The sequence below is a fragment of the Thermococcus sp. MV11 genome (assembly GCF_012027285.1).
GTDB classification, from domain to species: domain Archaea; phylum Methanobacteriota_B; class Thermococci; order Thermococcales; family Thermococcaceae; genus Thermococcus; species Thermococcus cleftensis.
Genome location: NZ_SNUD01000001.1, coordinates 403,644 through 416,305, shown reverse-complemented (window position 1 = coordinate 416,305; position 12,662 = coordinate 403,644). Strand labels below are relative to the sequence as shown.

The 12,662-nt window shown below is 57.4% G+C and carries 11 protein-coding genes and 2 CRISPR repeat arrays; of the genes, 2 read left to right on the top strand and 9 right to left on the bottom strand.

The window, feature by feature from the left end; genetic code table 11:
• Positions 1 to 11: 11 nt before the first annotated feature.
• The 9 genes from cas1 to cas10 form a co-directional block, all read right to left on the bottom strand.
• Entirely contained in the window at positions 12 to 359 is a 348-nt protein-coding gene (gene cas1, locus E3E27_RS02250) for a CRISPR-associated endonuclease Cas1 (RefSeq protein ID WP_371731544.1), read from the bottom strand.
• 47 nt (positions 360 to 406) lie between these two features.
• Positions 407 to 807: direct repeats of the CRISPR family, unit length 25 nt; unit sequence TCCAAACATTATGTGGTTCTGAAAC.
• 726 nt (positions 808 to 1,533) lie between these two features.
• Entirely contained in the window at positions 1,534 to 1,803 is a 270-nt protein-coding gene (gene cas2, locus E3E27_RS02245; protein ID WP_014789785.1) for a CRISPR-associated endonuclease Cas2, read from the bottom strand.
• An 18-nt stretch (positions 1,804 to 1,821) separates the two neighbouring features.
• Positions 1,822 to 2,127 carry a CRISPR-associated ring nuclease Crn3/Csx3 gene (gene crn3 / locus E3E27_RS02240; RefSeq protein ID WP_167773286.1) on the bottom strand — a complete coding sequence of 102 codons (306 nt, stop codon included), beginning with the start codon at positions 2,125 to 2,127 and terminating at the stop codon, positions 1,822 to 1,824.
• The gene (locus E3E27_RS02235) at positions 2,121 to 3,110 is read right to left on the bottom strand and encodes a hypothetical protein (RefSeq protein WP_167773285.1); all 990 of its coding nucleotides are present in this window, start codon (positions 3,108 to 3,110) and stop codon (positions 2,121 to 2,123) included. The genes crn3 and E3E27_RS02235 overlap by 7 nt, the downstream gene beginning before the upstream one ends.
• Before the next feature lie 21 nt (positions 3,111 to 3,131).
• The gene (gene csm5 / locus E3E27_RS02230) at positions 3,132 to 4,241 is read right to left on the bottom strand and encodes a type III-A CRISPR-associated RAMP protein Csm5 (protein WP_167773284.1); all 1,110 of its coding nucleotides are present in this window, start codon (positions 4,239 to 4,241) and stop codon (positions 3,132 to 3,134) included.
• Positions 4,242 to 4,244: 3 nt separating this feature from the next.
• The gene (gene csm4 / locus E3E27_RS02225) at positions 4,245 to 5,177 is read right to left on the bottom strand and encodes a type III-A CRISPR-associated RAMP protein Csm4 (RefSeq protein ID WP_167773283.1); all 933 of its coding nucleotides are present in this window, start codon (positions 5,175 to 5,177) and stop codon (positions 4,245 to 4,247) included.
• Complete coding sequence (csm3, locus tag E3E27_RS02220; protein ID WP_240910659.1) at positions 5,174 to 6,049, bottom strand: type III-A CRISPR-associated RAMP protein Csm3; 876 nt, start codon at positions 6,047 to 6,049, stop codon at positions 5,174 to 5,176. The genes csm4 and csm3 overlap by 4 nt, the downstream gene beginning before the upstream one ends.
• Before the next feature lie 5 nt (positions 6,050 to 6,054).
• Positions 6,055 to 6,660 carry a type III-A CRISPR-associated protein Csm2 gene (gene csm2 / locus E3E27_RS02215; RefSeq protein ID WP_167773281.1) on the bottom strand — a complete coding sequence of 202 codons (606 nt, stop codon included), beginning with the start codon at positions 6,658 to 6,660 and terminating at the stop codon, positions 6,055 to 6,057.
• Between the two features lie 4 nt (positions 6,661 to 6,664).
• Positions 6,665 to 9,079 carry a type III-A CRISPR-associated protein Cas10/Csm1 gene (gene cas10, locus E3E27_RS02210; RefSeq protein WP_167773280.1) on the bottom strand — a complete coding sequence of 805 codons (2,415 nt, stop codon included), beginning with the start codon at positions 9,077 to 9,079 and terminating at the stop codon, positions 6,665 to 6,667.
• A 415-nt stretch (positions 9,080 to 9,494) separates the two neighbouring features.
• Positions 9,495 to 9,911: direct repeats of the CRISPR family, unit length 28 nt; unit sequence GTTTCCAAACATCATGTGGTTCTGAAAC.
• Positions 9,912 to 10,687: 776 nt separating this feature from the next.
• Here cas10 and cas6 point away from each other — a divergent pair.
• Both cas6 and E3E27_RS02200 read left to right on the top strand, forming a co-directional pair.
• A complete protein-coding gene (gene cas6, locus E3E27_RS02205) occupies positions 10,688 to 11,434 on the top strand; it encodes a CRISPR-associated endoribonuclease Cas6 (RefSeq protein ID WP_371731543.1) in 747 nt (248 codons plus the stop codon).
• Positions 11,435 to 11,443: 9 nt separating this feature from the next.
• A complete protein-coding gene (locus E3E27_RS02200; RefSeq protein ID WP_167773279.1) occupies positions 11,444 to 12,658 on the top strand; it encodes a hypothetical protein in 1,215 nt (404 codons plus the stop codon).
• Positions 12,659 to 12,662 lie beyond the last annotated feature (4 nt).

The following is a 12,662-nucleotide window of genomic DNA, read 5'->3' as shown; positions in this document are numbered from 1 at the left end:
GAGTTTGGGGTTTATAAACTTTTCGGTCTATGCCCCTGGACGATGGCCCGGGCTATGAAGAGCCTCTTTTCGGGATCGAGGTGGTGCTCCGCCTGGGCCAGGTGGAGCCTGCCCCTCGGGGACGCGTCGTTTATCAGAGAGCCCCTGTAATCGCCCCGCGTGGAGTAGAAGTGAACTGGAATCCTCTTCTCGCTCAGCAGCTCAACGGCCCCGCTCGTCAGGGAAACCCTCGCGAGGCAGTGAACCTCGCTCACCTGGGCGAGGGGTATGGTCCTCTTCTCAAGCCTGCCGACGAAGACGAGGGAACCGGACTGCCTCTCAAGCCTCCCGTGGTCGGTTATGAAGAGAGGGCACTTCACAATGCTCCCCCCGGTCTAAAAAGGGTGCACAGCCTGGGATAAAAACCTTGCGGGTAAATGTGGTTCTGAAACCTCAAATTTGTAGGAAGGCCCAAAGAACCCCAGTATCCACCCATAGTCTCCAAACATTATGTGGTTCTGAAACGATCTGTGGCTCCACTATCTGACCCAGAAGTACAGCAGGCGTGAGTTTCCAAACATTATGTGGTTCTGAAACATCGTGTATGAACAAAGACAAGTTTTTGGAGGTGTATGAAAATGAATGTGGGGTTTCCAAACATTATGTGGTTCTGAAACACCCAGAAAATGGGGAAAAAGTAAAGATAATTTACCATATCTTAACCTGTTTCCAAACATTATGTGGTTCTGAAACCGTGCCCCTCCTGAAAAGCCAGGGTTTTGAAGTTATTAGAATCCCCAGTTTCCAAACATTATGTGGTTCTGAAACGGTTAACTTTTTTGCCCCTTCGGGCAAATAGAGTAACGCCAAACTCCTATATAAATTTTGCGGTTACGTAAGACCGCCAGCCAAAAGAGTGCAAAACACTCCTCCCGAACTATACACCATTGTAAAAACCATGTCTAAGAAATGGAAGAACCCGAAAAACTTATTAGAGGGTGCACAAGCGGGAAGACCATTGGCAGGGCAATCAAAACCGTCCGCTGAAAAAACAAGCACTTCTCGCTGGAAATCACTCCACCAAACTCCCGCGAGAAGCCTTCGAAAGCCAGACAAAGGTAGTAGGAAACCCCGTTTGAGGCCCGCCTGGAAAACAGTAGAAAATGCTCCTCACAGCTATAGGAGAATTTTTAGGGCTTCTTTTGAGTTGTGGAGGTGCTATAACGCCCCGTTTTCAAACGCGTGCATGGCTTTGCTTCTATGTAACGTAAAAAGGCGAAAAGCTGTTTTAGGACTCTTCTGGCCGAGAAAAGCGTTCAGGGGAGGAATCGCTCCACCCATCTCCGAGGAGAATTCTTAAAACGCCTGAATAAGCTTAGAGTATGCTTGTTTTGTCAGTACTTTCAAAGTTAGGGAAGCTATTTAATGGTTTTATTTGGGTTTTTAAAGTTTTCTCGGCGTTCATTTGCCTGGAACAAAAAAGTAAAGTCCCGAATTCAAAAAAGAAGGAAAAGACTCAAAAGACCCCGTGTAACAATATCCATAACTGTCCACTTAGATAACGTTGTCGAACTCGTCCGGGGGTCTGCCAAGGTGGAAGGTGACGAGGTTGGAGTCGCTCGGCAGGGAGTAGAAGAGGATCGAGTCCTCCTCCTCGTTTATCGCCCGCGAGAGCTTCCTCTTCAGCTCGGCGACCTCGTTCCCATCGAGCCAGCCCTCGAAGACGCTCCTCTGGCGCCACTGGAGGTAGGCCTTCAGTATTTTGTGCACCCTTACGACCCTCTTCTCGTTCACGTCGTAGACGACTATGTAGTAGCGCGCCATGGTCCCACCGGGCCCCGATTACCTCCCCAAAATCTCCTCGGGGTCTATGGCCACTACATCCCCCGGGCTTTTATCGGGGACGTGGGACTCGACCACCACCGCCCCGATGCGGGGGTCGTAGGTGGCCACCCAAACGGTCGGGTGGTAGAAGTGAACGAGAAAACCGTAGAGCCATACGGGGCCCCTCCCCGTGAGTATAACGCCCTTCCTGGGACTGACCCCCGGTGGCCTCAGGTCCCTGAGAACTTTCGGCTCGAGGATACCATCAATCTCGAAGCCCACCACCGTGAACTCGTCCACCTCCCTGACCCTGAACCTCAGCATTCGAACGGCACCTCCACGAGGCTGTCCCCCATCAGCTCCCTCCACTTTCCGATGCTGTCGATCCTGCTGTGCTCCAGGGCGGCTCCAAAGAGCCTCCAGCTCCTCTCTATGAATGGACCCATCGTGAACGTGTCCCCGTCCACAGGGGTTATGTAGCCAGCCTCTATGAGCTTCGGTATGAACTTTTCGGTGTAGCCCCGTTTCTCCAGTATATCAAGCACCTCGGACTTGCTTATGTAGGCACTCCCATTGGCCGTGTAGAACCTCTCGAGGAGGTTCCTGAGTATCGAGCCGACCCCCAGGTTGAGGGGTGGCAGGTCGTTCCACCTGTTGAGTATCTCGTCGGCGCATGTGAAGACCTCATGTTCGTCCCTGGGGCACTTCTCCAGCCACCCCGGCTCGAGGAGGGGCGCGTCCTGGAAGACGTAGTAGTACCTGCTCGGCACCATTGTGTAACTGCCGGCTATCATCAGGGCGAGGTTTATCTGGTTGCTGCCCCCAATGAGGTTGACCCAGACCTCCTTCCTCCTGATACCGTAAAAGAGCGTGGTGGCCCTGTCAAAGACCTCGTCGAAGTCCTGACGGTTCACCTTGACGAGGTAGAGGTGCTTGGGTCTCTTCAGCTCGACCCCGAGGCCCTCGAGGCAGTCCCAGAGCCTGCAGAGGTACTTCACGATAGGCCTGTGTATGGGCTCCTCCCTCTGACGCATGTTGGAAAGCCCCCTGAACCACCTGGAGTCGTAGGTGAGCCTGAGTTTTCCATCTATTGCCTCGGGGGTGTCGAAGACTATTACGACCTCGGGCATGCCGGGGTGTTTCTCCCTGCTCCCGCTCCTCTTCCCAGCCTCCCCGGAGAGCCTGAAGAAGTCTCTCGCCCCGTTGTGTCCCATCTGTGCCGCGGCCTGGAGTATGTAAACCGCGGTCAGGGGCATCGTCAGGGCGCCGGGGCTCAGCCCGAGTCCGGAGACGTGGTAGACGCCCAAGACTGGCACCTCCAACGGACCTCACTCTCGGAGGATCACCCAGCCCATCGGCCTGGAGTTCGCCACGCGGCGGGTCTTTGGAAAGTCCCCTGAGAGGGCATGGGTCCCAGGCTTCCTGCCGAGCTGGAATTTTCTCCGTATGTGTTTGAAGAAATCTGTTCCTAGTATCAGGGGACCGAGGGTCATCGAGTACCAGCCGCTTCCCCAGCCCACCCTGAGTTTGTGGCTCTCCATCCTCTCGAGCTGGGAGTAGAACCGCCCGACGCTCTCCCTGAACGCGCCGTACTTGCGGAGTTCCCTCCTCTCGAAGGAGATGACCTCCCTGGAGAAGCTGTCTATGGCCTTCCATATCAGGTCCTCGAAGTCCTCCTTCCCCTTTATCTGCTCCGCCAGGAACCCGTTCAGCTCCCCGGCCCTCATGGCGCGGGAGAGCAGCTCGTTATCTACCCTGATTTCGATCTCAACGTCGATGCCCTCAACGCCCTCCACGTACTGGGGTATCTCGCTTTTCCCTCCGACCGTCGAGACGGCGTACACCTTCAGGTTCCTGATGCTCAGGGGTTCGCTATCCCCGACCACCAGCGCCCTCATCGGGTCCCTCTTCGGTTCGTACCTTCTGCCCCTCCTCCCCCTGGCGTACCCGAATACAAGCATCTCCAGCTCATCGTCGGCACGTGTCGGGCTGACTTTCTTCTTTATCAGATTTAGCAGGAAATCGTCGAGTTCCTTTTGATGCTCCTGGGCAACATGGTAGAAGACGGCCGTCCGTATGGAACCCTTCACGCTCGAGCCGGGTATGTACGGCCTGCCGCTGGACTTTATGAACTCCCTTATCCTCATGCTCTTCGGCGCTATGCGGCCCACCACGGGGAGTGTGTATTTCTTAACCTTCTCCAGCCCAACGCCGTAGTCTGAGAGGTACCTCTTCCAGATGTACATGTCCTCCATCATGTCGGGGGCCTTTACCAGCGTCAGTATCTCCTCGACGTCTGCCCCCGCGCTCGTGAGCTCAAGCATCAGCCTTTCAAGGTCAAGCACCGCTATCCTGCCGTCATTGAGGGGGAGCACGTCTATAACCGTCAGCTCGTTGCCGTTCCCGATGTGGAGCGGAGACAGGACGGTTAGCTTCATGTATCAACCCCCCATGGGCACCGGGAACGCCCTGCCGTAGACGTGGACCCTGTGCCCTATTTCCTTTGAGAACTCCCCTATCTCGTCGAGATCCAGTATCCTTCCCGCGTTCTCCCTGACTATCGAGCCCTCAGCCGCGAAGAGCATGGTGGGCTTCCTCCTGGGCGTGCCGCCGGCGGTGTGCACCCAGCCGGAGCGCCTGACCGGCTCCCACTGGAGCACCTCCTCCCTGCTCTTCGGGAGCACAAGGGAGAGGGTTACGTAGCGTTCGCTTTTCTCCGGAAGTCCCGAGAAGCTGAAGTTCCTGTCGATCTCAACATCGAAGAGGCCGAGTCCCCAGCTCCTCTTGCCCCCCAGCCCCTCGTCGCCCAGGAACTTGACGGCGGGGAGGATGTACCTCCTGAAGGTCTCCTCGCTCCCCTCGTAGAGGAAGTACAAACCTGCGTCCTCCCTGAAGTGGACCTGGGTCATGTAAAATATGTTGGAGTTGGAGGCGAGCCTGTCGAGGGCGACCTTGGGGATATCCACGATCCGCGCGGGTAGGCCCTCTGGAAGCAGCTCCCCCAGCCTCTCAACCTCTATCCTTCCGCCCACCACCATCTCGAAGGCTTCCTTCGTCAGGAGGGGTGCCTTTCTGAACCTTTTCGAGAGGGCGTAGCCCTCGGGCGTGTCTGCGAAGGTCCCGAGCACGAGGGAGTTCGCGTTCACGGGCTTCGGCAGGTAGTAGTGCTCGGAGTCAAAGGGGAAGAGCGAGGAGATGCGCGCGTTCCGCATTGCCTCGACGAACTCGTAGGTGCTGATGCCGAGCCTCGGGAGCACCGAGCCTATGGCGCCGAATAGCGTATCCGAGTGAACCACGACGCCGGCGCTGTCGAGGGAGTGAAGCCCCACGTGGAGGGGCCCTCTGAACCTGAGCCTGACTGCTATCATCCTCATCCCCCGATGCTGAGGTTGAACAGCTTATCGAACGAACCCCTCACCCCCTCGATGGTGAGTGCCTCATTCGGCGCCTTCTTAACGAGCGTTTTCTCCTCGCCGTTCTCGGTGTAGTATTCAAGGGGCCTGAAGACGATTTCCGTGAGCCTGAACTCGACCTTTCCGTAGCCCCTGGAACCCGAACCGCCGAGGTAGGTGTCCTCAAGCATCTTCATTGCCGAGAACAGGTTCCTGAGGTCCTCCTTCCACTGGGCGGTGTCCTCGATGGTGTAGATGATCTCGAACTCAAACTCTGCCCCGGCAACGACGCGCTCATTCGTCCTCGGGTTCGCGGCGGAGGTGACCCTGTCGATGGCGACCTCTATCTTCGCCTCGGTTATCTCCTCGCCCGCCTTCCACTTGTCCACCCACTCCTCAGCCAGCCTGGCGTCCCTGACGATTACCCTCGAGGGGAAGTTGCTGTCCCCGCTCGAACCGAAGAGCCTGCAGACAGGGCAGACCCTGGCGGTCTCGTACTCGTCGCAGACGTGGATGACGACCTTCCCAACGGCCCTGTTGAAGAACTTGTTGCACTCTCCCTTCTTCCTGGCGACGTTGGGCGGGCAGTAGCCGGGCTTGTACTTCAACTTTATCTGGCTCGGAACGTTGCCTCCCTTCTCAAGCTCCGTGTTGACCATCAGCTCGAGGAGTCCCCTGAGCCTGCCCTTCAGTGAGGAGCCGGGTATGTAGGGCAGCCCCGTCGCGGGGTCCTTTATCACGGGGTTGTCAATGCCCCCTATCTCGGAGACCTCCCTCTGGGCCCCTATGTGCAGCCCGGTCACGGCCCTAATGCGCCCCCTGATTATGACCTTACCGTAAACGAGCCGGTTCATATCGGTCATTTCTCTCTCCCTCCGAGGAAGCGGTGGTAGGCTATAACGGCCTGAATAAAATCGTAAACGGCCTCAAAATTCTCCCTTGTGGGCGAAGCCGAGACCTTGAGCAGAATTGGATCAAGGGCCTTGTGCAAGGCCCCCAAGGCCTTGATATCATCCTTCTTGTCGGCCTTCCCGACCGAGTAGGCCAGGAGGAAACGCATCCTCATGAGCTTCGACTGTATCCTTTCTTCGCTGGAGTGGTCGCCCCTGAACTCGAAGTATATGTCCCTCGACAGGTCGAGCACTTTCCTGACCTGGTTGGTTTTGAGGTTCAGCACCCTGAGATAGGCCGCCACCACTATGGCCCAGTCCAGCCTCTCCCGCGGGGTGACCTCAAAGAACTTTTCCATGGCCTTTAGGGTCTCCCCGAAGGTCCTCCCTATGACGCCCTCCAGGGAGTTCAGCTGCTTGCAGCTGGATATGGCCTCCCCGAGCTGCACCACGTCGATGGGCTTGTTCTCGAGTATCGACGAGATCTTGTAGGTGTCGCAACCCCCTCCATCGCCGTGCTTCCTCTGGTGGGACTGGAGCCCACCCTTTGAGTAGTTTTTATAGCCGTGTCCCATACATTCACCCCCTAACCGCAAGGAGGAGGGGCTTCAGAACCCCGTCGATCCAGTATATCCTCTGGGGTTCCCCCCTCGAGAGGAGCTGGAGGTCGATTGAGACGAGATCCCTGAAGACCCCCTCCAGCTCCATGCGGGAGACGTAGTAAGCGAGAAGGTAGTTCCACCTTATCCCGTCCGGGTTGCGGACGTAAAGCTCCCTCAGCTCGAGGAGCTTCCAGAGCTGTGACTTGGGCACCCTTTCCCACCTTCCGCGCTCCCCGTTCCAGACCTGCAGTCCATCGGCGGTTACCCTGAATTTGCCGGCGTACCTGCGCCACAGCTCCCTGTACCCGTCCCAGCGGTAGGAGACGGGGAAGCCGATGCCCCCGCCATAATCCCTCGGGCTGGTGCGCTCGATTATGTAAACACGGTCCTTGCCCTCGTCCTTTGCCGTTTCGAGCCTCTCCTCGGCCACCTGGGCCATCCTCGACACTGGGAAGTCGTGGGCGAAGGTCGCTATCCCAGCGGACATCGTCACGTTCGGGTTCCTCCCGGTGTATGCCGAAAACGTCTCCCTGATGAGGAAGGCCAGGTTGAAGACCTCGTTCCACGCGCCAACGATGAAGAGGTCATCGCCACCGGCGTAGACGACGACCACGTTGGCAGGTGTCTGGCTCAGCCCCTGGTGCCGTTCCTTCCCCAGCTCCCTCGCGGTGGGAAGCCTCGGCACGTCGTCGGGCAGGGCCCCTTTCTCCAGTCTCCCCGAGATTATGGACACGAGGTAAGCCTTGAAGAAGTAGTCCATCAGCCTTGAGAGGCTCGCGACAAGGGCCGGGTTCCTGTCCTTAAGTCCCCTGCTGAATATGAGACCGAGGTTATCGACGTCGGCCTTGAAGACCGCTATCCTCTCGGCCCCCAGCGAGTTCTCGGCCAGCTTTTTGAATTCCATCACGGCCTTCCTGCCGTTCTCCAGCGTCAGCCTCGCGTAGTCGGCGACGACATATGGATAGGCGCGGTACTCTCCCGGAACCTTCCACAGGTCGAGGCTGTTCCTCAGCAGTACCTCCGAACCGGGCGGAACGTTCCACTCGGACAGCATCTTCACGTCGTCGAACCAGTAGATGCGGGAGAACGGCAACAGAACGGAGCTCTTCGGATCCTCACCGTACTCCTCGAGGTTTTCCCCGCCGATCCTGACGAAGAGGCCGGTCTTGGGCAGGGCCGTCCCGAGGTGCCACAGCTCGTAGCAGCGCCCGCAGAGCTTGAGCTCCTCCCCCTCCTCGTTCCGTATCGTGAACTTCTTGGCCTCGGCGGGCGTTATCTGCTTCCTGCAGACGGCGCACTCCTCCAGCTTGTGGAAGCCATCGGAATCGACGAACTCACCTATCACATCGAGGAACCGCCTGCTCTTCCTCTCCCCGACCTTGGCCTTCATGTCCCTCCAGAGGCTTCCGTTTCTGAAGGTCCTCATCTCCTCCCTGCCAACCTCGTCCCAGTCGAGTGCGAGGTAAAGGGAGCCGTCGAACTCCCCGAGTAGGAAGCGCTCCAGCCTTTCCCTGACGTGGCGGAGGGTTGAAATGGTGTCATCGGTGTTGGGGAGTATGAGAGTAAACGCACCCCCGCCGTTGTAGATGATGCAAGACCTCGGGAGGCCGAGCCTTCCGAGTACCTCCAGCACGACGTCCCAGGCCAGGAGGTCGAGGTATATCGACCTGGCCCTGAGCATCTTGAGCGCTCCCTTGGAGGTTATCGTGAAGACGAAGCGCTGGATGCCCGAGAGGTCACCTTCCACGAAGAGGAACGGCTTCTCTGCCTCCCCGGCAAGGTACAGCGACACCGCGAGGGCCGAGAGCATGCGGGAGTAGTCGTAGAGGGAAACCCTTGGGTCCGATGTGCAGGCGGGCACGAAGGTCAGGTATCTCTCGAGAACCGCCATGACCCTGCTTGAGTCCGGGTACTGGCCGGGTTGTGAGAGGGCGTAGCTTATCCGCCCCACCACGTCGGAGTACCAGGCGGGGGTCACCTCCACCTCCCTCTCTGGTGTCGGGAACTCCTTTCCGAGGTCCAGCTCCACCGGCCGGTAGTAGAGCATCTCGGGACTCCCTTTGCCGATGTCCACGAGCGTGAAGACGGAGACGAGGGGAGTGGAAGGGTCCTCCTCGCGGCACTCCCCGAGCAGTTCCATCGCCTCGAAGATAGCCCTCCCCAACTTTAGGGTTTCCTCATCGCTCACCGAGTCCGCGAAGGCCTCCCACCCGTCGAGGAGCAGCTGGAACGGTGCGACCCTCCTGTATTCTTCCCTCCCTGACCTCTCTGAAAACCCAACGAGAAACTCCAACCCCGCCTTTCCCGGGGAACCGCGGCCCGCCCTCGACAGCACCCTGCCCAGTGGCAGAAGGGCGGCGGCGAGGGCCAGCGTTTCGACGTCCTGCTTCAACCGTCATCACCCCCATAGCCGGGCGGCAGAAGTGCCCAACTGAACGGTGCATTGATCACCTGAATGGGACACGGATATTTCCTACGGTGCATCAGATAAAAAAGTTTTTCGGTCCGGGTTGGTGCGAAGAACCTAAGGAAAATCGTTCCCGACTTCAAAATTGCAGGGCTATGAGTTCAATTCAGCGGAGTTGTAATCCGTGAGAGAGGTTTTTAGGAAACATAGTCGGGGACAGGAAGTGGCTCTGAGGCTACCTGGCTCTGCCTTTTGCGGTGGCCGGAGCCCGGACTCGGCCCCGCCACCGCCAGAAGACGCCCTTTTGTTTCGAGGCCACGACGCACCTGGAAAGCTTCCAGAACACACCAAACCTCCCACGGGGGCGCTTGAGGCCCCATCTCCGATACCCCGGATTTTAGCGTCCAAACATTATGTGGTTCTGAAACTTCAAAGATCGTCAGCGTCGCTATCGAGGGTGACGAGGTTCTCTGGGTCAGGTTTCCAAACATTATGTGGTTCTGAAACAGGATGAGGAGGAGTGATCACTCCTCCGTGCCTTTGTTTTTCCCCCGTTTCCAAACATTATGTGGTTCTGAAACGTCACACCCCGGGCAAGAGCCCGGGGGACGTGATCCCTCTCGAGTGATTTTTCTATTTTTACTTCCCGTTTCCAAACATCATGTGGTTCTGAAACACGGGATCAAGAAAATCATAGAAGTCGAGTCTGTTAGATAGTTTCCAAACATCATGTGGTTCTGAAACCCCCGTGCTGATGGCTGGGATGGTGACGTGGGGGGTTTTGAAGTAGTTTCCAAACATCATGTGGTTCTGAAACGGTTAACTTTTTTGCCCCTTCGGGCGAATAGAGTAACGCCAAACTCCTATATAAATTTTGCGGTTACCAGAAGTTCAGAAAACAACCCTAGAAGGGAGACTCCAAACGCCCCCAACACAAACCATTCAAAATAGTAAGAAAACCGGAAAAGAAAGAAAAAGCCCCAACAAACCAGGGGAGGAGATAACGCCAGGGGGAGGACCAGCAGGACAGGCTAAACAATTCACGGGGAAAACAAACGCCGTTCATCGGAAATCGCTCCACCAGACTCCCGCGAAAAGCCTTCAAAAGCCAGACAAAGGTAATAGAGAGCCCCGTTTGAGGTCAGTCTGGAGAAAAGTAGAAAATGCTCCTCACAGTTGTAGGGGAATTTTTAAGGCTTCTTTTGAGTTATAGAGGTGTCATAACGCCCCGTTTTCAAACGTGTGCATGGATTTACTTCTATGTAACGTAAAAAGGTGAAAGGCTGTCTTACGGCTTTTTTGTCTGAAAAAAGCGTTCAGGGGAGAAATCACTCCACCCATCTCTCATTAAAAATCCCCAAACGGCCAAAAAACCATCGAACTGGCTGTTTTCTATCACCACCTAAAAACCAAATAAGGACGGATCGATCTCAGTTTGTGGAGCACGGAGTTTCTCACCGTTCATTGGCCCCGAGGAGATTTGTAATGCCCCAAACAGAGAAAAGGAGAAAACGCCTCAAAAACAAGTGTGCATCTTTACTCAACTATGTTACCTATCCTGACCGAAAGGCTTTTTTATCCCTCCGGCTTTTAGTGAGAAGGTGTTTCAGGATGAGGATAAAGCTCGACCTGGAGCCCGAGGAAAGCTTCCCCTTCTACGCCGTTGGAAAGCACACCGTCCAGGCGATGATATACACCCACCTCAACGGGACGGATTACTCCTACCTCCACGACAGGAAGGGCTTCAAGTTCTTCACCTTCTCCGACATCTACCCCAGCGGCCCCTTCGAGCCGGGCAAGAGGAAAAGCCTGATAATTAGCTCCCCGGACGAGGGGCTAATCGAGACGCTCTACGAGAAGCTCCTCCCCGATGAGAAGCTCTACCTCGGGAGGCACGCGCTTAGAATAGTCTCGCTGAAGAAGTTCAGGCTAAAGCCGAGAAAGGCCTTCATAACCGGCTCCCCCGTCGTCCTCTCCGCCCCGGGAGACGGTCGCTTCTTCACCTTCCACCACCACAACAGCCTCGCCTACTTCGTCGAGAGGCTCACCGAGCTGGCCGTGAGGAAGTACGAGGCCTTCACGGGCGAGAGCTTTGAGCTAGACGGCCCGCTCTTCACGAGGATGATCCCGAGGGTGAGGAGGAAGGGCTGGCTCGACATCTACGTCAGGGTTAATATCCGCGGGCGCTACTTCGACGTCCCTGGAACGACCTGGGAGTACCTCGAGGCCCCGCTGAACGAGTCAAACAGGGACTTCTACGCCTTCACGATGGACGCTGGAATCGGGGAGCTGAACAGCCTGGGGTTCGGCTTTCTGAATCCGCTCAGGAAAAAGCCGTGAGGGGTTGCCATGAAAAGCTGGGAGCTCAGGCGGAAGGTTGGCTTCCTCGTTCTCGCCGTGGCCACCTGGGCCTTCCTGGCACGGACAGACATAGAGAACGCCACCTTCGCCACGACCGTCGCGTTCATACTCCTGCTCTTCGCCTGGACCGACTACTTCAGCTTCGTAATCTACATCGCCCCGGCCTTCGGCGCCATAGCCGGCCTCTTCGCCGGGAACTTCGATGGAATCTACTACGGCATCCCGACGGGCCTCGCCTTCGTCCTCTTCGCCCTCCTCATGAGCAGGAACCGCGAAAAGCTTGCAACGCTCGTCTTTCTCCTCGCCCTTCCCCTCGCCGTCGTGAACGCCTACCTCTACCCGGTATCGAGCGCCATAGTCTGGACTTTCATCGGCCTGATGGTCGGCCTGATAGAGAACGCGGTCATAGAGGAGATGGCCGGGGGCGACGTCCTGATAATAGCCCTCTACTTCATGGCCCTAGGTCCCCTCGCCTTCATTCCCACTGCCCTACAAGCCTTCACCGGGCGGGCGCTCTTCGAGAAGGTCTTCGATGACGTCTCTGCCTACCCCGTCGGCCCGGCGATGTTCGTCATAGCCCTCCCCCTCTTCCTGGCTATCCCGGGGCTGGTGGAAAACCACTACCTCCCCGAGTGGCTCTTCTACGCCCACTTCCACGGTCTCCAGAGCCCGGGCTGGGCCTTCTTCGTGGGCCTCGGCGCGATGTTCCTCTCGGGTTACGCCATCTCCCTGGGGGGCGATGACCCGATTGCGGCCATTATGGGGCTGACCGCCGGCCTGGTCGTTGGAATGGTAGTCCTCGTCGGCCTTGTTCTCCTCGGAATGTACGTTGAGGGTCTGGGACACGAGGGTCTTTCAACCCTGCTGGCTCTCGGTGCCCTCGCGCTGAGTCTCTTCGCCTGGCTCTTCTCCGCGGTTTCCCTGGCTCCCCTCCACTACGAGGGGAAGAGCTCGATCCCGCCCCACCTCTGGTTCTGGGGGCTGAACGCGGTTGCCCTGCTCCTCTCCGTTCCCCTCCTCCCCAAACTCTGGCGCCCGGGGGAGGGGACCTTCATGACGGCCCTATTGGTTGCCCTGTTCTTCCTCGTTGCCCTGGGGGAGGAGAGGAAGGAGCTCGGCCCCCTCTGGACGGGCTTGCTGGCTCTAATGGCCCTGCTCGCGGGCCTTTGGACCGGTTTGGGCGTTCAATCCGTCCTGGGGTGATGGC